At 43.7% G+C, this 21,519-nt stretch carries 21 protein-coding genes and 1 pseudogene; 4 read left to right on the top strand and 18 right to left on the bottom strand.

Annotated elements, in window-relative coordinates; genetic code table 11:
• Position 1: 1 nt before the first annotated feature.
• The 12 genes and pseudogenes from rplK to fkpA form a co-directional block, all read right to left on the bottom strand.
• Complete coding sequence (rplK, locus tag M1E93_RS01415; RefSeq protein ID WP_004924771.1) at positions 2-430, bottom strand: 50S ribosomal protein L11; 429 nt, start codon at positions 428-430, stop codon at positions 2-4.
• Positions 431-592: 162 nt separating this feature from the next.
• Positions 593-1,138, bottom strand: a complete 546-nt coding sequence (gene nusG / locus M1E93_RS01410) for a transcription termination/antitermination protein NusG (protein WP_004924769.1) — start codon at positions 1,136-1,138, stop codon at positions 593-595.
• Positions 1,139-1,525 carry a preprotein translocase subunit SecE gene (secE, locus tag M1E93_RS01405; protein ID WP_004924767.1) on the bottom strand — a complete coding sequence of 129 codons (387 nt, stop codon included), beginning with the start codon at positions 1,523-1,525 and terminating at the stop codon, positions 1,139-1,141.
• Positions 1,526-2,066: 541 nt separating this feature from the next.
• Positions 2,067-3,251 carry an elongation factor Tu gene (gene tuf / locus M1E93_RS01400; protein WP_036942149.1) on the bottom strand — a complete coding sequence of 395 codons (1,185 nt, stop codon included), beginning with the start codon at positions 3,249-3,251 and terminating at the stop codon, positions 2,067-2,069.
• 77 nt (positions 3,252-3,328) lie between these two features.
• On the bottom strand, positions 3,329-5,455 hold the full coding sequence (fusA, locus tag M1E93_RS01395) for an elongation factor G (RefSeq protein ID WP_004923927.1): 2,127 nt from the start codon (positions 5,453-5,455) through the stop codon (positions 3,329-3,331).
• A gap of 80 nt (positions 5,456-5,535) precedes the next feature.
• Positions 5,536-6,006 carry a 30S ribosomal protein S7 gene (gene rpsG / locus M1E93_RS01390; RefSeq protein WP_004923925.1) on the bottom strand — a complete coding sequence of 157 codons (471 nt, stop codon included), beginning with the start codon at positions 6,004-6,006 and terminating at the stop codon, positions 5,536-5,538.
• A gap of 98 nt (positions 6,007-6,104) precedes the next feature.
• The gene (gene rpsL, locus M1E93_RS01385) at positions 6,105-6,479 is read right to left on the bottom strand and encodes a 30S ribosomal protein S12 (protein WP_004923923.1); all 375 of its coding nucleotides are present in this window, start codon (positions 6,477-6,479) and stop codon (positions 6,105-6,107) included.
• Between the two features lie 137 nt (positions 6,480-6,616).
• A complete protein-coding gene (gene tusB / locus M1E93_RS01380; RefSeq protein ID WP_004923919.1) occupies positions 6,617-6,904 on the bottom strand; it encodes a sulfurtransferase complex subunit TusB in 288 nt (95 codons plus the stop codon).
• A gap of 20 nt (positions 6,905-6,924) precedes the next feature.
• The gene (tusC, locus tag M1E93_RS01375) at positions 6,925-7,284 is read right to left on the bottom strand and encodes a sulfurtransferase complex subunit TusC (protein ID WP_004923916.1); all 360 of its coding nucleotides are present in this window, start codon (positions 7,282-7,284) and stop codon (positions 6,925-6,927) included.
• A 126-nt stretch (positions 7,285-7,410) separates the two neighbouring features.
• On the bottom strand, positions 7,411-7,812 hold the full coding sequence (gene tusD, locus M1E93_RS01370; RefSeq protein WP_014656962.1) for a sulfurtransferase complex subunit TusD: 402 nt from the start codon (positions 7,810-7,812) through the stop codon (positions 7,411-7,413).
• Positions 7,809-8,513 (bottom strand): helix-turn-helix transcriptional regulator, encoded by a 705-nt coding sequence (locus M1E93_RS01365; RefSeq protein WP_014656963.1) that lies wholly within the window; start codon positions 8,511-8,513, stop codon positions 7,809-7,811. Before M1E93_RS01365 ends, tusD begins: the two co-directional genes overlap by 4 nt.
• 409 nt (positions 8,514-8,922) lie before the next feature.
• A pseudogene (gene fkpA / locus M1E93_RS01360) lies at positions 8,923-9,674 on the bottom strand (FKBP-type peptidyl-prolyl cis-trans isomerase).
• A gap of 210 nt (positions 9,675-9,884) precedes the next feature.
• Between fkpA and M1E93_RS01355 the strand changes: the two are divergent.
• Positions 9,885-10,106 carry a SlyX family protein gene (locus M1E93_RS01355; protein WP_004923904.1) on the top strand — a complete coding sequence of 74 codons (222 nt, stop codon included), beginning with the start codon at positions 9,885-9,887 and terminating at the stop codon, positions 10,104-10,106.
• Between the two features lie 69 nt (positions 10,107-10,175).
• On the opposite strand, the gene slyD is transcribed toward M1E93_RS01355, so the two are convergent.
• The 4 genes from slyD to kefG all read right to left on the bottom strand — a co-directional run bounded on the left by slyD (position 10,176) and on the right by kefG (position 13,442).
• On the bottom strand, positions 10,176-10,778 hold the full coding sequence (slyD, locus tag M1E93_RS01350; RefSeq protein ID WP_053110224.1) for a peptidylprolyl isomerase: 603 nt from the start codon (positions 10,776-10,778) through the stop codon (positions 10,176-10,178).
• An 89-nt stretch (positions 10,779-10,867) separates the two neighbouring features.
• Entirely contained in the window at positions 10,868-11,071 is a 204-nt protein-coding gene (locus M1E93_RS01345; RefSeq protein ID WP_004923902.1) for a YheV family putative zinc ribbon protein, read from the bottom strand.
• Between the two features lie 11 nt (positions 11,072-11,082).
• Complete coding sequence (kefB, locus tag M1E93_RS01340) at positions 11,083-12,888, bottom strand: glutathione-regulated potassium-efflux system protein KefB (protein ID WP_004923898.1); 1,806 nt, start codon at positions 12,886-12,888, stop codon at positions 11,083-11,085.
• Positions 12,888-13,442 carry a glutathione-regulated potassium-efflux system ancillary protein KefG gene (gene kefG / locus M1E93_RS01335; RefSeq protein ID WP_004923894.1) on the bottom strand — a complete coding sequence of 185 codons (555 nt, stop codon included), beginning with the start codon at positions 13,440-13,442 and terminating at the stop codon, positions 12,888-12,890. The genes kefB and kefG overlap by 1 nt, the downstream gene beginning before the upstream one ends.
• 166 nt (positions 13,443-13,608) lie before the next feature.
• Here kefG and M1E93_RS01330 point away from each other — a divergent pair, with 166 nt between their 5' ends.
• Positions 13,609-15,546 (top strand): ABC transporter ATP-binding protein, encoded by a 1,938-nt coding sequence (locus tag M1E93_RS01330; protein WP_036942164.1) that lies wholly within the window; start codon positions 13,609-13,611, stop codon positions 15,544-15,546.
• A gap of 47 nt (positions 15,547-15,593) precedes the next feature.
• On the opposite strand, the gene adiA is transcribed toward M1E93_RS01330, so the two are convergent.
• Together adiA and M1E93_RS01320 are read right to left on the bottom strand one after the other, a co-directional pair.
• On the bottom strand, positions 15,594-17,870 hold the full coding sequence (gene adiA / locus M1E93_RS01325; RefSeq protein WP_004923888.1) for an arginine decarboxylase: 2,277 nt from the start codon (positions 17,868-17,870) through the stop codon (positions 15,594-15,596).
• A gap of 116 nt (positions 17,871-17,986) precedes the next feature.
• The gene (locus M1E93_RS01320; protein WP_014656964.1) at positions 17,987-18,847 is read right to left on the bottom strand and encodes a MurR/RpiR family transcriptional regulator; all 861 of its coding nucleotides are present in this window, start codon (positions 18,845-18,847) and stop codon (positions 17,987-17,989) included.
• A gap of 237 nt (positions 18,848-19,084) precedes the next feature.
• On the opposite strand from M1E93_RS01320, the gene murQ reads away from it, so the two are divergent.
• Both murQ and murP read left to right on the top strand, forming a co-directional pair.
• Positions 19,085-19,996: an N-acetylmuramic acid 6-phosphate etherase gene (gene murQ / locus M1E93_RS01315; protein ID WP_040132705.1), complete on the top strand. Its 912-nt coding sequence runs from the start codon at positions 19,085-19,087 to the stop codon at positions 19,994-19,996.
• Between the two features lie 27 nt (positions 19,997-20,023).
• A complete protein-coding gene (murP, locus tag M1E93_RS01310; RefSeq protein WP_004923877.1) occupies positions 20,024-21,496 on the top strand; it encodes a PTS N-acetylmuramic acid transporter subunit IIBC in 1,473 nt (490 codons plus the stop codon).
• Positions 21,497-21,519 lie beyond the last annotated feature (23 nt).

The following is a 21,519-nucleotide window of genomic DNA, read 5'->3' as shown; positions in this document are numbered from 1 at the left end:
ATTAGTCCTCCACAACCAGGCCCATGGAACGAGCAGTACCTTCGATTGAACGCATCATAGCGTCAACATCAGCACCAGTCATGTCCGCAGCTTTAGTTTCAGCGATTTCGCGAATCTGAGCAGAGGTTACTTTACCAACTTTCTCTTTGTTCGGCTTACCAGAACCAGACTTAACGCCAGCCGCTTTTTTCAGCAGAATTGCAGCCGGTGGAGTTTTGGTAACGAAAGTGAAAGAACGGTCTGCGTAAACAGTGATAACAACAGGAATTGGCAAACCTTTTTCTAGGCTGTCTGTTTTTGCGTTAAACGCTTTACAGAATTCCATGATGTTCACACCTTGTTGACCCAGCGCTGGACCAACCGGTGGGCTTGGGTTAGCCATACCAGCCGCAACTTGCAGCTTAACGTAGGCTTGTACTTTCTTAGCCATGTATATTTCCTCTAGATGGGTGATAGCGCCTAATTTTAGGCTCCCCGTTAATTAACACGCCCCGCAATTTGTTAACCAAATAATGCAAAGCGTAAAAAACAAAAGGCGCGAAATTGTAGTCAAATTTCACACCTTTTGCAAGCCAGTTTTTGCCGTAAAAAGTTAGACTTTTTCGACTTGGCTGAAATCTAATTCGACAGGCGTTGCACGACCGAAAATAGAAACAGAGACCTTCAAGCGGCTCTTTTCATAGTCGATTTCTTCAACCACACCGTTAAAGTCAGCGAATGGACCTTCGCTAACACGCACCATTTCACCTGGCTCAAACAATGTTTTAGGACGTGGTTTGTCGCCAACTTGCTGTAGGCGATTCATAATCGCATCGACTTCTTTATCACTAATTGGTGCTGGACGATCCGACGTTCCACCGATGAAGCCCATCACACGCGGTACACTACGTACTAAGTGCCATGAATCATCATTCATAACCATTTGAACTAATACATAGCCTGGAAAAAACTTACGTTCGCTTTTGCGACGCTGACCACTACGGATCTCAACAACTTCTTCGGTTGGAACCATGACTTCGCCGAAAGAGTCTTCCATACCATGCAATTTGATATGTTCACGTAGTGATTGCGCTACACGGCCTTCAAAACCAGAGAAAGCCTGAATAACATACCAGCGCTTTTTAGGTGAATCTGACATTTAGAATAACCTCAGGCTTGTAATAATCGAAACTAAACGCACTAGGATACCATCTAATCCCCACAGTATTAATGACATAACAGCCGTTACTGCAGCAACAATCAAAGTCGTTTGTAATGCTTCTTGGCGAGTTGGCCAAATCACTTTTCGCATCTCAATGCGAGCTTCACGCGCAAACGATAGTGCTTGTTTCCCCTTTACGGTCCACAAAGCGACAGCACCTGCAATGGCGACAATAGCCACAACAGCAAAAGCACGCAGCGCGAGGTTATATTGACGGAAGTAATAGTTGCCAGCTATAGCAATCAGTAGTAGGACAGCTACCACCACCCACTTAAAGACGTCTACACTGCGTCCACTTCCTTGAGCTTCGCTATTCGCACTCATAATTCAACCTGTTACCATGAAGTATGTATAAAGCCTGTTAGCCTACAAAACGGTAAAGCAAACAGACCGAACCAATAGAATATGCCAACATATCCCTTATGTACCCGCCGAGCTTGCTAAGTCAAACAGGGAGTATCGTTGACAATACCTGCAAAAGTAAAAGTGTCGTCAGCGAGCAAAAAGACAATTGCGCCCTATCTACTTTCCGCAGGTCATTACTGGCATGCTCAGCAAATTTTTCGCCACGATATTATGAAAATGAATTTCTTAATGTGGCAGCGGTAAAATATACCATATCTTCTGAGCAAAACCTTAATAAATCTCATATAACTGCATAAAGCTGGTGATACAGCCGTTATTTCGTTGCATCAGAGCCTATCTCACCAATAATTAGAACAACTATTGATGAGATAGGTTCTTAATTTTACAACGCATATACTCACAATCCATCGGGTCATATAGTTAGTCTATATAACTCGAATAATTTTAAGTATAAAAAGGGCATCCTATAGATGCCCCTTTTCACTACAGTGGGTTGTTATTATGCAATGATTTTTGCAACAACACCCGCACCTACTGTACGGCCACCTTCACGGATTGCGAAACGCAAACCATCGTCCATCGCGATTGGGTGAATCAGAGTTACTTTCATGTTCACGTTGTCGCCTGGCATTACCATCTCTACGCCTTCTGGCAGTTCGATAGTACCTGTTACGTCAGTTGTACGGAAGTAGAACTGTGGACGGTAACCTTTGAAGAATGGCGTGTGACGACCACCTTCATCTTTGCTCAGAATATAAACTTCTGATTCGAAAGTTGTGTGTGGCTTGATTGAACCTGGTTTCGCCAGAACTTGACCACGTTCGATTTCTTCACGCTTAGTACCACGCAGCAGAACACCTACGTTCTCACCTGCACGGCCTTCGTCCAGCAGTTTACGGAACATTTCAACGCCAGTACAAGTGGTTTTCGCAGTCTCTTTGATACCTACGATTTCAACTTCTTCACCAACTTTGATGATACCACGCTCAACACGGCCTGTGACTACTGTACCACGACCTGAGATTGAGAATACGTCTTCGATTGGCAGCAGGAATGGCTTGTCAATTGCACGCTCTGGCTCTGGGATGTAGCTGTCCAGTGCTTCTGCTAGTTCAACGATTTTCGCTTCCCACTCTGGGTTGCCTTCCAACGCTTTCAGCGCTGAACCACGGATAACTGGAGTGTCATCACCTGGGAAATCGTATTGAGACAGAAGTTCACGAACTTCCATTTCAACCAGTTCCAGCAGCTCTTCGTCGTCTACCATGTCACATTTGTTCAGGAACACGATGATGTAAGGAACGCCAACCTGACGACCTAACAGGATGTGCTCACGAGTTTGTGGCATTGGGCCATCTGTTGCCGCAACAACTAGGATTGCACCGTCCATCTGAGCAGCACCCGTGATCATGTTTTTAACATAGTCGGCGTGTCCTGGGCAGTCTACGTGTGCGTAGTGGCGAGTTGGTGTATCGTACTCTACGTGAGAAGTAGAGATGGTGATACCACGCGCTTTTTCTTCTGGTGCGTTATCGATTTGATCGAATGCACGAGCGCTACCGCCGTAAGTTTTTGCCAGAACAGTAGTGATTGCTGCTGTCAGGGTAGTTTTACCGTGGTCAACGTGGCCGATTGTACCAACGTTAACGTGCGGTTTTGAACGTTCAAATTTTTCTTTAGACACGACTCTATTCCTTATGGAGTTCCTTCTTCACTGTGAAGAAGGAACTTAATTAAAGTAGTTAAATCGATTAAAACCGATTATTTAGCGTTACGAGCTTCGATAACAGCTTGTGCAACGTTGTTTGGTGCTTCATTGTACTTCAAGAACTCCATTGAGTATGAAGCACGACCTTGCGTTTGTGAACGCAGGTCAGTCGCGTAGCCAAACATTTCTGACAATGGTACTTGTGCACGGACAATTTTACCAGTTGCCATGTCATCCATACCTTCAATCAGACCACGGCGACGGTTCAAGTCACCAATTACGTCACCCATGTAGTCTTCTGGTGTTTCCACCTCAACTTTCATGATTGGCTCAAGCAGAACAGGTTTCGCTTTTTTGAAGCCATCTTTAAACGCGATTGATGCCGCCAGTTTAAATGCCAGTTCAGATGAGTCAACATCATGGTAAGAACCAAAGTGCAGACGAATCCCCATGTTAACAACAGGGTAACCAGCCAGTGGGCCAGATTTCAACTGCTCTTGGATACCTTTATCAACGGCAGGGATGTATTCACCAGGGATAACACCACCTTTGATTTCGTTGATAAATTCGTAATCCATTGGAACGCCGTCTTTATCATTTTTGTCAAGTGGGTACATATCGATAACCACGTGACCGTACTGACCACGACCACCAGACTGTTTCGCGTGTTTACCTTCGATATCAGTAACTTTCGCAGTGATAGCTTCACGGTAAGCAACTTGTGGTTTACCAACGTTCGCTTCAACTTTAAATTCACGACGCATACGGTCAACCAGAACGTCCAAGTGCAATTCACCCATACCAGCGATGATAGTTTGACCTGTTTCTTCATCACTTGATACGCGGAATGATGGGTCTTCCTGAGCCAGACGACCCAATGCGATACCCATTTTTTCTTGGTCAGCTTTAGTTTTTGGTTCAATTGCAACAGAGATTACTGGCTCTGGGAATTCCATACGTTCTAGGATGATTGGTGCATCAACCGCACACAGAGTATCACCTGTAGTAACGTCTTTCAGACCGATAGCAGCCGCGATGTCACCAGCGCGAACTTCTTTAATCTCTTCACGCTTGTTAGCGTGCATCTGAACGATACGACCAAAACGTTCTTTTTTAGCTTTAACTGGGTTCAGTACAGTGTCACCTGAGTTAACAAAACCAGAGTAAACACGGAAGAACGTCAGGTTACCAACGAACGGGTCAGTTGCAATTTTAAATGCTAAAGATGAGAACGGCTCATCGTCACTTGCGTGACGTTCCGCTGGAGTATCTTTACCGTCATCCAGAATACCGTTGATTGCAGGTACATCTGTCGGAGATGGTAAGTACTCAATAACTGCATCCAGCATTGCCTGAACACCTTTGTTCTTAAATGCAGAACCACAGGTAACCAGGATAATTTCGCTTGCAAGAACGCGTTGGCGAAGAGCCGCTTTGATCTCTTCTTCAGACAGTTCATCACCGCCCAAATATTTTTCCATCAGTTCTTCTGATGCTTCAGCAGCAGATTCAACGAGGAAGTTATGCCATTCTTCAGCTTGTTCTTGCATGTTTGCAGGGATATCTTCGTATTCGAAGGTAACGCCCTGATCTTCATCGCTCCACTTGATCGCTTTCATTTTGATCAAGTCAACAACGCCGGTGAAGCCTTCTTCAGCACCAACTGGCAGTTGAAGTGGAACTGGGTTTGCAGCCAAACGTGTTTTTAATTGATCAACAACACGCAGGAAGTTTGCACCCATACGGTCCATTTTGTTAACGAACGCGATACGTGGAACTTTATATTTGTTAGCCTGACGCCATACTGTTTCAGACTGTGGCTGAACACCACCAACTGCACAGTAAACCATGACCGCACCATCAAGAACACGCATAGAACGTTCTACTTCGATTGTGAAGTCAACGTGTCCTGGGGTGTCGATAATGTTAATACGGTGTGGTTCGAATTGTTTTGCCATACCAGACCAGAATGCAGTAGTCGCTGCAGACGTGATAGTAATACCACGTTCTTGCTCCTGCTCCATCCAGTCCATTGTTGCAGAACCTTCGTGAGTTTCACCAATTTTATGGTTTACACCTGTATAAAACAGAATACGTTCAGAAGTTGTTGTTTTACCGGCGTCGATGTGTGCACTGATACCGATGTTACGATAGCGTGATATGGGCGTTTGACGAGCCATTTTTTCCTCTCTCGTGGGCGTTCAATTCATCATTTAAAGGGTAGCAGAAAGCTACCCTCAGAAACACTAACGTGGTGAAATTACCAACGGTAGTGAGCGAACGCCTTGTTAGCTTCTGCCATACGGTGAACGTCTTCACGTTTCTTAACAGCAGAACCTTTGTTTTCAGCTGCATCCGATAATTCGTTTGCCAGGCGCAGAGCCATTGACTTATCACCGCGTTTACGAGCAGCATCAACGATCCAACGCATTGCCAGTGCATTACGACGAACCGGACGAACTTCTACAGGAACTTGGTAAGTTGAACCACCAACACGGCGGGATTTAACTTCCACAGTCGGACGCACGTTGTCTAGTGCAAGTTCGAATGCATCAAGTTCACTCTTACCAGAACGCTGAGCCAGGGTCTCAAGCGCGTTATATACGATTGCTTCAGCAGTAGATTTTTTCCCGTCTACCATCAGGATGTTCACAAATTTGGCCAGTAATTCTGATCCGAACTTAGGATCTGGAAGAATTTTACGTTGACCAATTACGCGACGACGTGGCATGGATATTACTCCGTTTTTAATTCAGGTTTGCCCAAAACTCGATTCGAGTATTTTGACATTAAGTTTAAAAATGTTTGGCCTTACTTAACGGAGAACCATTAAGCCTTAGGTTTCTTAGCACCGTATTTAGAACGGGCTTGTTTGCGGTCTTTAACACCAGAGCAGTCCAGTGCACCGCGAACGGTGTGATAACGCACACCTGGCAAGTCTTTAACACGACCGCCACGGATCAGGATTACGGAGTGTTCCTGCAAGTTGTGGCCTTCACCACCGATGTAGGAAGAAACTTCATAACCATTAGTTAAACGAACACGGCATACTTTACGTAGTGCTGAGTTTGGTTTTTTAGGAGTGGTGGTATATACACGAGTACATACGCCACGTTTTTGCGGGCAAGCTTCCAGTGCTGGAACGTTGCTTTTAACAACTTTCGAGCTACGTGATTTGCGTACCAGCTGATTAATAGTTGCCATTATTAAAAAAGCTCCTGGTTTTTTTGCTTCGTAAACACGGATTTTCGACCTCGTTCGCCAACATGACGATACACGAGGACGCGAAATTTTATTGCTGACTGACTCAGGTGTCAAGAAATATACAACTTTTAACCCTTTTATAGGGCAAAATGTTGTTTATGACTCACTGTGAGCTGTACAAAATCTCGATATGAGGCTAAAGACACCTGCTCTGAAATCATATTCTGCAAGCCGCGGGCATTAACATCTGCATCTAATGCGTAGACTCGCGCACCTTTTTGTTGCAGTTCACGTAAATGAGTCGATTGACTTACCGCGGCAATCACACCGTCTTGTATCAGTAATACCGCATCATCTGGCGCAATCAGCCGCAAAATGGCCGTGAAATCACAATGAAAAGGTGAAGTTGCTATAGTATAAAGCATAGAAAAGATCCTACAACAGATCAAAATTTAAGCACAACATCACATTTGGATAATTTATCGCGAATTTGTGTCGAATTGATGACACTCGCGTCCACAATCCATCGACTCTCTTCGCAAATTCCTCTTTCCTTTAAAGAATCAGAGCAAATGTAAATATTGTCGATATCGTAAAGCGGCAAAATTTTAAAGGTAGAAATATAGTCCCGCGCTAAAATTTCAGTGGGATTTTGATTTGCCAGTAACTGGCACACACCATCCGACAAGAAAAACACTGAAATATCCTCCGTCAGTGCTGATGTCGCCAATAAGGCATCTAACCCTTCTCGGCCACTGGCATTTCCATGAGGCATTGATGTAAAAACAAAAGCGAATTTTTTCATATCTGCTCTAAATAATTCGAAATGCGGCTAGGCATTGAGGTAACGGCATCATTCGCACGGATCCCCCACGAACGTCACCATTTCTACTGCAATATCATGCTATTTTTGCAGTATAACGAGGAAGCCCTAAAAACGGATAGTACGATCTGCCGTCATCATTGCTTCTGCCAAACTGCCTAATCCGCTCATGATAAAGCCATCACCGAGGTTACTGACAGCAAGGGAGAGTAGCTCAGCTTGTTCTTTATCGACCACACCACGGCGCAATGCAGCAGACACACAGATATGCATTTCACAACCCGACTTTTGAGCAAGCTGTTGCCATGCTTTCACTAAATTAAATTCATCATTGGCAGGTGAAGTGAGCGCATTCGCATTTGTAACACCTTCACTGTAAAAAAACAGTGTTTTTAAACAATGCCCTTCTTCAAGAAGGGCATGAGCAAATTGGTAAGCACTCGCGGCTTGCTGAGTACCATAAGCAGGCCCGGTCACCAGCAAACAGTATGTTAGAGGTTGTGTGTTCATTCCCCACTCTTAAACTGGCGAATATAGAGATAAACAGTATGTTTAGAGATATTTAGGCGATCTGCAACTTGGTTTATCGCATCTTTGATATCAAAAATCCCTTTTTCATAAAGATTCAGGACAACCTGTTTATTTTTCGCATTATTTGACACATTACGATCAGAGCTAACTTCTTCAATCGTATATTCTAATGTTTGTGCAACCAAATCATCGACTGAGGAGGCAAAGTTAACGTCTGAAGTCACATCTTGCTTCTCTTCAGGGACAAAACTTTTGATGATTTCTGAGAATGGCACATCAAGATTCATGTTAATACACAGTAAGCCAATGACACGCTGATTGCGGTTACGAATGGCAATCGTAACCGATTTCATTAAATCGCCGCTTTTAGCCTTGGTGAAATAGGCTTTTGATACATTAGATTCTTCATCAGCCATGTCATGCAGCATACGCAATGCAAGATCCGTGATTGGTGAACCAATTTTACGCCCTGTATGTTGCCCGTTGGCTATTCTGACGGCTGAACATTTTAAATCTTCCAGAGAATGAAGGACAATTTCACAATGTGCACCTATCAACATAGCTAAGCCATCAACGGCCGCTTCATACGATTTTAGAATTTCATGATCGGTTTGGGTGAAAGGCTCATTATTAAGTAAATTAATATCACTGTGATCATTTGAAAGTACTGAGTTAGACATTTTTAAACACCATCCTTCAAGTGTACGAAAATTCACCAACCTGACTAATGAGGCGTTAATTGTTAGAGGCTTTTGCCTGCATTTCATTATAAAGCGTCAGTAAATAAGGCGAAGAAATAATAAAACGTTATATAGTGAAGTTAAAACTACGGGGCGCTGCCGTCAAGCGATTGCATGCAAGACAGTTTGTTTTATCACAAGTTTTAAACAAAATAAGCATTATTTTTAGCAAATAATCAATAAACTTATTCGAAATCAAATTCCAGATGGCTTTTCTTAAATATGTCAGCATAATCAACTAATTATTTATTATATCTTGTTTAACTTTTTCTTCGCAAAAAATAAGTTGATCCCGCCTTAACGTAAAAAACCCAGACAATGCTGGGTTTTTTAAACTACTGCTTAAAAGTTATTTGCCTGTTGGCTTGATATCTAACAATTCAACATCAAACACCAGTGTGGAGTTAGCAGGAATACCTGGAACACCATTTTCACCGTACGCCAGTTCTGCAGGGATCACTAACTGGATTTTCCCGCCTTTTTTCACGTTAACTAGACCTTCGGTCCAACCTTTAATCACTGAATTCAGTGGGATTGTCAGAGGTTCATTGCGTGAATATGAGCTATCGAACTCAGTACCGTCAACTAATGTACCTTTATAATGAACAACAACGGTATCATCTGCTTTAGGTTTAGCGCCAGTACCTTCTTTTTCAATTTTGTATAACAGACCAGATTTCGTTTTCACTACGCCTTTTTCTTTCGCGTATTTTTCACGATATTCAGCACCTGCTTTTTCGTTAGCCGCTGACTCATCTTTCATTTTTTTTCAGCTGCTTCTTTCACTTGGCCTTCAAACTGACGCAAAGTTTCTTCAACTTCTGCATCCGTCATTTTACTTTTGTTGTTGAACGCATCTTGAACGCCTGCAAGCAGTTGCGCTTTATCTAAATTGATACCAATATTTTTCTGCTCATCCAGTGAGTTTTGCATATAGCGGCCTAAAGATGCCCCTAACGCATAGGCATTACGCTCTTCGGCTGATTTAAATGCGCTACTTGTTGGCGCTTTCGTTGTCGTTTCAGCGGCCATAACTTGTGGTGCTCCGAAAGCTAGCGCCAATGTCGTTGCCAGAAGACTTGCCTTAAACAGTGATTTCATCCTAATCTCCGATATCTATTATAAGTATGCGTTGTTACTTACTTCATAATCTTTAGTATAGAATAGTAAGCAACAGAATTGACTACTTAGACAACATTAACAAAAAGAGGTTTCAACGCCTATCCTTTTAACTAAAACTTATCTATTGATTTGTAATGTTCAGTTATTATGATGATTTTTTTATGATGAAAAACCATAAGGAGCCACTAAATGGATTCATCGGACGCTTTTGAACAACGCCTTGAGCTTTTGGAAAGCAAAGTTGCTTTTCAAGAGGTAACGATAGAACAGCTCAACCAAGTCATTACGGACCAACAAATGCAACTGTCTAAATTACAAGAGCATATCCGTATTGTGGCTGAAAGACTAAAATCATCACAATCCTCGCATCTTGCGAGGCCTGAAGAAGAAACACCACCGCCACACTATTAAGTTTTCACCCATTATAAAAACAAAAAAGGAAAGCGATTTCAATGCGTTCCTTTTTTTAATATTGATTAATTAGTGGCAGCCACAACCGCCGTGTTTGTGACCATGTCCGTGACCTTCGCTACCACCACAGCAACCACCTTCTTCGCCATGGCTATGACCGTGACCACCGCCACAGCAACCCCCTTCATGGTCATGATCATGACCGTGAGCGCCATGTGCGTGACCATGAGCTAATTCTTCTTCTGTTGCTTCACGAATTGCGATGATCTCAACATTGAATTTTAGGTTTTGGCCAGCCAACATGTGGTTACCATCAACGATCACTTCATCACCTTCAATACCGGTAATTTCAACTGGCACTGGTCCCATATCTGTATCAGCCAAGAAGCGCATACCAACTTGTAGTTCTTCAACGCCCATAAACACATCTTTTGGAACACGCTGAACTAAATTTTCATCGTATTGACCATATGCGTCGTCTGATGCCACTTCAACGTCAAAGTGATCACCCACCGCACGGCCTTCTAGCGCTTTTTCCAAACCTGAAATTAAAGAACCACGGCCATGTAGATAGTCGAGTGGCGCATTTGCCGGGGACTCATCAACTAAAACACCGTCTTCTGTTCTTACTTGATAAGCCAAGCTGACTACCAAATCGTTTGCTACTTTCATGACATCTCCTACTACCCATAGAGGGGGAAAAAATTTTGCTAATTGTACCGGAAAACAAGACGGCTGTATTGAGAATTGACAAAATTCTCTTACTCAGGTGTAAAAATTCCGATAACTTGTTCCTGCTTGCGTACATGAGGCGTTGCACTATCGTCAACTTGGCGCTGCTGATCCCCACAATTCACACATTCGACGACATCAATTTTATCTTCACGCCACATCATAAGAGTGTCTTGTGACTGACATTTAGGGCATGTTGCCCCTGCAATAAATCGCTTACGTGTTGACGACATTGTCCTATCCTTTATTCATCATGATTCCAGCTATGAGGCTGGCGGTGCTCTCTAAGCATCTCTTTTTCGAACAGCTCATTTAATTCTCTACGAGCCTCTTTCACACGGGAAATTTGACCACTATCCCCTTCATTTTCAGGGATAATCTCTCTTAATACCCGCATATCTAAGCGCCTAAAATGCTGTTTTGCACGATAGGCTTTATGAGGGTGCATTCCCGTACTGATTAACGCCTTGCTGCCAAGCTCTAAAGCACTGGAGAACGTTTCACGGCTGAAATCTTTAACGCCGCTTTGCAATAATTCATGGGCTTCAACGCGCCCTTTCGCCCTAGCAATAATATGCAGGTTAGGGAAATTTTCTTGGCATAAATGAACAATTTCCATGACCTCTTCGGGAACATCGCTCGTGATCACAATCGCCTTCGCTTTATCTGCCCCAGCAGAGCGTAGCAGTTGTAATTCGCGCGCATCCCCATAATACACCGTATAACCATAACGGCGCATGGTACTAATTGCCGTGACATCCTGCTCAAGTACCGTAATTTTAACTTTGTTCGCCATCAATAAACGCCCGACGACTTGCCCCATCCGCCCAAAGCCAACCAAAATAACGTGTGGGTCGTTATCTTCCACAAAGGGCTTCTCCGTGGACGTTGGCTGGCGATTATAACGGTAGTTGAGGTAGGCATCTATCAACTGCATCACAAGTGGCGTCGTCATCATAGACAAGGTGACGACGACTAAGAGTAGATCCATTTGCCTTTCATCAATCACGCTTGCCCCAGAGGCGGTCGCAAAAATAACAAAAGCAAATTCACCACCTTGGCTTAATACCCCTGAAAATTGAGCTCTCGCGCCACCGCGTAATCTTGCTATCCAACTTAAGATATATAAAACCAATGCTTTAACCGTGACTAAAGCCAACACCCCAAGCAAAACTTGCGGTAGGTATGACCAAAGGACTTGTAAATTTAACGACATCCCTACTGAGATAAAAAATAGCCCCAATAATAGCCCTTTAAATGGCTCTATATTGATCTCTAATTCATGACGAAATTCCGTTTCCGCCAGCATTACACCAGCCATAAACGTACCTAATGCCATAGAGAAGCCAAGGCTTTCCATAATCAGTGCAGAGCCAAGCACTACGAGCAATGCCGCCGCGGTAAAAATTTCATGTACGCCAGATTTTGCAGCAAGACGGAACATTGGGCGTAACAGATAGCGTCCTACAACCCAAAGGCCAGCGAATGCCACCACTTTTATCCCTATACGATACCAATCATTACTTGCTGTATCGCCAGCTAACAGTGGGATCAACGCCATTATCGGGATCACCGCCATATCTTGGAATAGTAAAACCGAAAACCCTAGCTGCCCGCTCTCTTTGTTGGACATCCCTTTTTCGTTCATGAGTTGCAATGCCATTGCGGTTGATGACATCGCCATACCAAGACCACCCACAACGGCAGCTTGCCAAGAGAACTTAGCTAAAAAGAGTAAACCTGCCATTAAAGCAGCCGTCACAACGACTTGAGCCGTTCCTACCCCAAAAATTGAGCGGCGTAGCTCCCACAGTTTGGATGGTTTCAGTTCCAATCCAATCAGAAACATCAAAAAGACAACGCCCATTTCTGAGAAATGGAGAATATCGTCAACGTTATGGATAAAGCCAAATACGAATGGCCCGATCACAATCCCTGCGAGAAGGTAACCCAGTACCGCCCCTAAACGAATTTTTTGTGCGATGGGCACCATCACTACACCAGCACACAAGAAAATAATCACAGATTCAAAGATATCGAGTTGCCCCATTAGGATAGCCCCCCAATTTGTAGTGGCTGTTGAATCCACTCGCGATATCCCGCAATAATCTGTTGTAACTGTTTTTTATCTTGCCGACGTGCTGCATAAATCACACTTGGCTCTAACCATTGCATATCACACATCGCTGCCGTTAATTCAAAAGGCCGTAAAATATCGCTCAAAGGGTAATGGTTATACCCTCCGTATTGATAGGCCTCTTGAGGTTCCCCTGTAGTAATAATGGAACGCCAATATTTCCCTTTTAGCTTTTGATATCCCATATCCGTTGCGAAACGGCGAGTTAATACCCTATCAAACCACTCTTTTAATAAGGCCGGACAGCTATAGGTATAAAGTGGGTGTTGAAATACAATAATATCGTGCTGGCATAACAATTTTTGCTCTGCCGTCACATCAATAAAATAGTCAGGATACGTCGCATACAGATCATGAATTGTGACATGTTCTAAATCCTCAACGGCTTTGAGTAAAGCTTTATTGGCGACGGATTCATCAGGATCTGGGTGTGCATAGAGCACCAGTATTTTCAATTTATTTGACATCTTTCCCTCCTCAAAGGCGTGTCAGACGGATAATTTTCCGTTACCATGCAGCTTTTGGTAAAGCGCTTTTATTTTTACGCCCCGTCATTTTCATATGGCCATACGCTTGTTGAAAATCTGAGGGTATTCATTATTTAATTTAACATATTTTCAACTGACGGCTGCTATGATTGTTTTCTCTTCCTTACAAATTCGCCGTGGCGTACGTGTTCTTCTGGACAATGCCACCGCTACAGTTAACCCCGGTCAAAAAGTTGGGCTCGTGGGGAAAAATGGCTGTGGCAAATCCACACTGCTTGCGTTACTCAAAGGTGAATTACAAGCAGAAGCAGGCTCAGCTACCTTTCCCAGCACATGGTCACTGGCATGGGTTAATCAAGAAACACCTGCGCTGGATGTTCCTGCTCTAGAATATGTCATTGATGGTGATCGCGAATTTCGTGCGCTTGAACAACAGCTACAACTTGCCAACGAAAAAAATGATGGTAATGCAATCGCGGCCTTGCATGGTCAACTTGATGCAATTAATGCTTGGAGCATCCGCTCTCGCGCCTCTAGCCTATTACATGGCCTAGGTTTTAGCCAAAACCAGTTACAAGAGCCTGTAAAATCTTTTTCAGGTGGATGGCGTATGCGCCTTAACCTTGCTCAAGCGCTGCTATGTCGCTCAGACCTCTTGCTGTTGGACGAACCGACCAACCACCTTGATTTAGATGCTGTTATTTGGCTAGAAAAATGGCTCAAAAGCTATCCCGGCACATTAATATTAATTTCTCATGACCGAGACTTCCTCGATCCTATTATCGATAAAGTGCTGCATATTGAACAAGAAACAATGTTCGAATATACGGGCAACTACTCCTCATTTGAACGTCAACGCGCCACGAAACTCGCTCAGCAACAATCTCTCTATGAGAGTCAGCAGGCTAAAGCGGCTCACTTACAAAGTTATATCGACCGATTTAGAGCAAAAGCCACCAAAGCGAAACAAGCACAAAGCCGTATTAAGATGTTAGAGCGTATGGAAATGGTGGCACCTGCACATGTGGATAATCCGTTTCATTTTTCATTCCGCCAGCCAGAGAGTTTGCCAAATCCATTATTAAAAATGGAGAAAGTCAGCGCGGGTTATGGTGATAAAGTCATCCTAAACTCAATCAAATTGAATTTAGTACCAGGCTCTCGTATTGGTTTATTGGGCCGTAATGGCGCAGGTAAATCGACACTGATTAAACTACTTGCAGGTGATTTGCAGCCTCTGCAAGGCGTAGTATCGCTAGCGAAAGGGATTAAACTCGGCTATTTCGCACAGCATCAGCTTGAGTACTTGCATGCGGATGAATCCCCTTTACAGCACCTAGCACGAATTGCGCCACAAGAGACTGAACAACAGTTACGTGATTATTTGGGAGGGTTTGGTTTTAAAGGCGATCAAGTTACTGATCCTAGCGGGCGTTTTTCTGGAGGGGAAAAAGCACGCTTAGTGTTGGCATTGATTGTTTGGCAACGGCCTAATCTGTTACTACTCGATGAGCCAACCAACCATCTTGATTTAGATATGCGCCAAGCCTTAACAGAAGCTTTAATTGATTTTGAAGGTGCATTAGTTGTCGTTTCCCATGATAGGCACTTATTACGCTCAACAACGGATGATTTGTATCTCGTGCACGACGGTTTAGTAGAGCCTTTTGATGGTGATTTAGATGATTACCAGCAATGGCTAGCAGAGCAAAATAAACTGGAGTTGCAGCAGGTTCGTGAATTGCAAGAAAAAGAGCGACCAACCAATAACGCAACGGTCACTGCGCAAGATAGGAAAGATCAAAAGCGCCGCGAAGCAGAATTTCGCCAACAAACTCAGCCTATCCGTAAAAAATTGATTGAGTTGGAAAAGAAAATGGAGAAACATTCAGCGCTGCTAGCAGAATTGGAAGCAACATTATCTGACGCTGCAATTTATGAGCAAGAGCGTAAAGCTGAATTGACCGAGTGCCTGAAAAAGCAAACGGAGCAAAAAAACGCATTAGAAGAGGTAGAAATGGCGTGGATGGAGTTGCAAGAGCAGCTTGAAACCATGACTAGCGAATTTGAGGCCAACGCATAATTGTTTGATTAAGATAGCCCATTTAATATCGGGCTATCTTTTATCGCTTATTCATCACATGTTTTCACACACATCACATAATATTGGCCATCAATAATTTCTGTTCCTTCTGTTTCATGCTCAAACCCGGGAAATTCACTATCCCATGCCTGTAAACTCCGTAGATAATGAATATGCGGGCTATTTTCATCACCAAAGTTCTCCCCCGATAAGAGCATCGGGATCCCCGGTGGATAAGGAATAATCGAGTTTGCAGCCACTCTCCCCATGAGCTGATCAACGGGTACGGCTTCAACACGGTTAGCGACTATTTGTTGATAGGCATCGCGTGGAGTCATCATCACTTGAGGTAATTGCGAATAGGCCTGATTTAATCGTGCACCCGGATTATTTTTTTGTAGATAGGCAAACATTTTATCGCCGAGATCACGTAACCCCATTTCACCATAAATTTCAGGTGCTGACGCCACGACTTCGGGTAACACCTTTTTCAAGGCAGTGTTGTTATCATAATGGCGTTTAAAGGAAAGTAACGTATTAACTAATGTTCCCCATTTCCCTTTGGTGATGCCCATGGAGAATAAGAACATAATTTGGAAATCCGTCGTTCTTGTTGGCACAATGCCATAGTGATTCAGCCATGCTGTCACGAGAGCGGCAGGAACCCCTGTATCTAACAGCTTTCCATCGTCTCCCATACCGGGAGCAAGAATACTCACTTTAATGGGGTCTAGCATGGCCCAATTATCAGGAATATCATTAAAACCATGCCATTTATCTTCAGGGTGCATTACCCAACAACTCTGTTCCCTCATCAATAATTCAACAGGTGCATCTTCAAAGGCGTATCGTTTCCCTGTTGCGGGGTCTTTCACCATCTCCTGATTCCAAGGTTTGAAAAACCATTCATCATCATTGAGAAACTCTTTATATAGGTAGGCTAAAGATTGCCTAAAGTCGATAGATTCTCGGATCACTTCATCCGTCAGTGAACGTCCACTATTGCCGTCCATCATGTCGGCAGCAATATCATTAGATGCACAAATAGCATATAGCGGTGAGGTTGTTGAGTGCATTAGATAGGCTTGATTAAAACGATTAAAGTCAATGGCGTTACGCCCGTTACGCACATGAATAAACGACGCTTGAGACAGCGCATTGAGTAATTTATGGGTGGAATGGGTAGCGAAGATAGTCGGCTCGTTTTCTGTCCGCTCTTCGTCACGCATGGCAAAGTGGTTACGATAAAGCGGGTTAAAGCGCGCGTAACCATACCAAGCCTCATCAAAATGAATACGGTCTAAAGAGCCATCGAGCAAATCTTGCACTTTACGTGCGTTATAGCAGACACCATCATAAGTACAGTTAGTCACCACACTATAAGCGGGTTTTTGCTTTACTTTACCTTTCGTTAACGGGTTAGCCGCGATTTTAAATTTAATCGCATCTGGGGTCATTTCTTTTGGGTAAATTGGCCCGATAATACCGTAACGGTTACGACTTGGGATCATATAAACGGGTTTTGCTCCCGTTAAAATCAAGCCCTGCTCGATCGATTTATGGCAGTTACGGTCAATCACCACCACATCATCATCGGTCATACAGGCCTGCATAATTGTCCGATTAGAGCCGGACGTACCGACCACCACGGAATAAGATTGGTCGGCGCCAAAAATGCGAGCGGCGTTTTTTTCACACTCACCAAATGCACCGGTATGATCCAGTAGCGATCCCACTGCCACCCGTTCAATACCAATATCTGTACGAAAGAGATTTTCACCAAAGAAATCATGGTAAATACGTCCAGCAGGCGTTTTGGTAAAACCAACACCTCCTTGGTGCCCCGGCGCTGCCCATGAATATTCATGAACATCACTGTATTTAATGAGGCTTTTCATGAGCGGCGGGAGTAGTTGTGAGCGATAACGTTGGATAGCGGCAAGTACTCGACCCGCAATAAAGTCGGCAGAGTCCTCCAATATCCATGCGAACTCGTCAACTTGCTCCATCATATTGCGGTCAAAGGCGACCAATGCCTCTTCACGGTCACTAAGCAAGAAAACCGGTACATCTTCTTGCCTTCGGTGTAATTGCGTAATTAAGCGATGTGCTTGGATTTGTTCGTCACGATCCGACATATCGCGACCGTATAACAAGCAATCAATACTGGTATTTGAACGGATATAAGCGAGGCCATCTTCAAAGTCACGAATAATGACAGTTTCCACATGCTCATCATTCAACTCACTGGCAAGTCTTGCTACGGCATGGCTAATCACGGAATCTTTATCCGTTAGCTCGGTATAAACAATTAGTGCCCTCATTAATAATGCCCCTATAAATTACGTCAAATTATTCACTCACTACATTAGTCTTAACGCAAATAGGTACTTTTTGCAAAAACAAGCGGATTACTAATTGATAAAAAACAGCTTTATTTTTATTCATCTAGCCTGTTGATCATGACTCGCGCATTCATCACCAACATTTTCGCCCGTGCTTCACGTTTTTGTAATAGCGCCATAAACAGCAGATCGGTTAAGGTATTTTGTGCCGTGCGTGAGGAAATCGATGAACTGCGCCATTCATTTTCTTCCGCGATACTCTCAAGCACATAATCAGCTAATTGAGCAAGCGGTGACAGCCGGCTACGGGTGATTGCAATCACATTCGCGCCTTGCTTACGTGCAATACTCGCGGCGGTCAGCATGTCTTTACGTTTGCCCGTAAAAGAAATGACAATCTGTGTATCTTGTGGGGTCAATGTCAACGCTGCAGCAATTTGCACATGATGATCGGATTCCACCAATGTGGTAATGCCTATCTTTTGTAATTTATAGCTTAAATCCTTCGCGGTTAACCCCGAGCCGCCAATGCCAACAATTTGTACACGCTGGGATTTATCAATGGCATCCACAATTTTTTCAAACAGTTTGAAATCGATATGGCGAGTTGTTTCAGTAATCGAATAATTTTTTTCTAATGCTAATTTTTGTGCAACTACCATCAAGTTATCATTTTGCGTGATACGGTTATGCAACGCCGTATGCGGATTGGCCTCATCAAATTGCTGCCGTCCGATGATCTCACTTAACGCTAACTTCAATGCTGGATACCCTTTGACACCGACTTTTTGGCTAAATTTCACCACAGCGGATTGGCTCACATTTAATGTTTCCGCTAACTGCTGTGACGATAAGCTCAGTACACGCTCTGGCTTCTCAAGAATAAACTGAGCGATCCTACGTTGGTTTTCCGCAAGTCTTGGCAGCAAACAAGTGATGGTATCCAGTAAAGTCATCCTTAATTCCTTATTTGTTGAATATAATAAAAAATAAATTATTCCTATTAGAATAACTTCATTACTTAGTTTTAATCCTTTAAATTCAATAAGTAATTTATTTAAGCAATCTAAATTATCCGAAAATATTCTTTCATATTGGCAATTCAGAATAGAGAACGCCGTGATCATTATCACATCACTGGAATAAATAATTCCTTAATATCGCCTCATTAACTGAGGTAGGAGTAATTTATTATGACCATTGACTTAAGCAGAATGGTAACTGAAAGCCGTAACGCCGCGAGCACCAATATCGATCAACTGTCGACCATCGATATGTTGCAAGTCATTAATAACGAAGACAAGCAAGTGCCTTTAGCGGTTGAGAAAGTCCTGCCGCAAGTTGCCCAACTTGTCGATAAGGTGGCCCAAGCATTTCTTAATGGTGGCCGCTTAATTTATGTTGGTGCTGGCACTTCTGGCCGTTTAGGAATTTTAGATGCCAGTGAATGCCCTCCTACCTACGGTACACCTCATGAACAGGTGGTCGGCTTAATCGCTGGCGGCCACCAAGCTATTTTTCGCGCTGTGGAAAATGCCGAAGATAAGCCAGAGCTGGGTGAGCAAGACCTGCTTAATATCCAATTTAATGATAAAGATGTTTTAGTGGGTATCGCGGCAAGTGGGCGTACACCTTATGTACTCGGGGCACTGGCTTATGCGCGCAAGGTCGGCGCAGTTACCGCTTCAATCAGCTGTAATCCGAATAGCCCTGTCGCAAATGCTGCCGATATCGCCATCACCCCTATTGTCGGGCCTGAAGTCGTGACTGGCTCTTCACGTATGAAAGCAGGTACTGCACAAAAACTGGTGCTCAATATGATCACGACTGGCGCCATGATCCGTATCGGAAAGGTTTTCGGTAATTTAATGGTGGATGTCGAGGCAACCAATGCCAAATTGGTTGAGAGACAAGTCAAAATTGTCATGGAGGCAACTGAGTGTGACAGGCAAACTGCGGAGCTAGCACTACAACAATGCCAAAGACACTGTAAAACTGCAATTTTGATGATCTTATCTGGGCTTGATGCTCAGGAAGCGCGTCAATTGCTATCGGACAACCAAGGTTTTATTCGTACAGCTCTTAATGTCGCAAAGTCCGTTTAATACACGGGAACTGATAGGGTAAATGGCATGGCTAAAATAACAAAAGAAATGATGCAGGCAATCCTGCAAAATGTCGGGGGTAGTGAAAATATTCGTCATGCAGGAAACTGTATGACACGTTTACGTTTGACCCTCAACAATGACCAACTTGTCGATAAAACAGCAATTAAACAGATCCCCGGCGTTCTTGGTGTGATTGAAAGTGAAGATCAATTGCAGATTGTACTCGGCCCCGGCAAAGCACAAACCGCCTCTGATCTCATGAATCAGCTCTTAGAAAGCGATGAATCTGGTTTCTTTTCTAACATCGATACATCATTAGAAAATAACTTAAATGCCCTCGCTTCATCCAATAAACAGCAAATGAAGCAAAAGCAAACAAGTGCAATTCATCGTTTTTTATCTAAGTTTGCGACCATTTTTACCCCTCTTATTCCGGGCTTTATTGCAGCAGGCTTATTACTCGGTTTTGCTACGTTAGCAACTCAAACCCTTTACCCTGGGGGTTTACCGAAGTCGCCTGAACAACAGACATTCGCAGTTCATCTGATCCTGTATATGTCAGTGTTTAGTAAGGGGCTATTTAGCTTTTTAAGCATTCTGATTGGTTATAACGCGCAAAAAGCATTCGGTGGAAGTGGCGTCAATGGTGCTATCATCGCTGCACTATTCGTCCTTGGTTATGACCCAAATGCCACTTCAGGGGTCTTTTCTGGAATGACCAACTTCTTTGGTTGGGATATCGACCCGCGTGGTAGCATTATTGGCGTGTTAATCGCTTGTATTTTCGGTGCATCGGTTGAAAAACAAGTCCGTAAAATCATTCCTTCTAACCTCGATATGATTTTAACATCAACCATCACGTTGCTTATTGTTGGTGCTGCCGCTTATGTTGTCATTATGCCACTAGGAAGCTGGTTATTTAATGGCATGTCATGGCTGTTTATGCACTTAAACGGTAATCCTTTCGGAACGGCAATATTAGCGGGTTTATTCTTGATTGCGGTGATGTTTGGTGTACACCAAGGGTTTGTTCCCGTCTACTTTGCCCTAGTGGATGCACAAGGCTTCAACTCCCTATTCCCTATTTTAGCAATGGCGGGGGCAGGACAAGTCGGTGCAGCATTAGCGCTCTATGCGAAAGCGAAGAAAGGCTCTATCTTACGTAATCAAATTCGTGGCGCTATCATTCCGGGTTTCCTCGGTATCGGCGAACCGCTGATTTATGGTGTCACCTTGCCTCGAGTAAAACCTTTTGTAACGGCTTGCTTGGGGGGTGCTGCGGGTGGTTTCTTCATTGGGCTAATCGCTTGGATGGGGTTACCTGTCGGGCTTAATACCGTATTCGGGCCATCGGGTCTTGTCGCCATTCCGCTAATGACATCAGCCCAAGGCGTATTTGCAGGAATGGCTGTGTATGTTGGTGGTATTGCTGTTGCTTATGTGTGTGGATTTATTTTCACTTACTTATTTGGCAGCAAAAATATCGATTTAACATAAAGCCAATCAATGCAATGGGGGGG

Source organism: Providencia sp. PROV272, from assembly GCF_049901975.1.
In the GTDB taxonomy this organism is placed as follows: Bacteria; Pseudomonadota; Gammaproteobacteria; order Enterobacterales; family Enterobacteriaceae; genus Providencia; species Providencia stuartii.
Note: the sequence above shows the minus strand (reverse complement) of the source record. Positions and strands in the feature narration are given on the sequence as shown.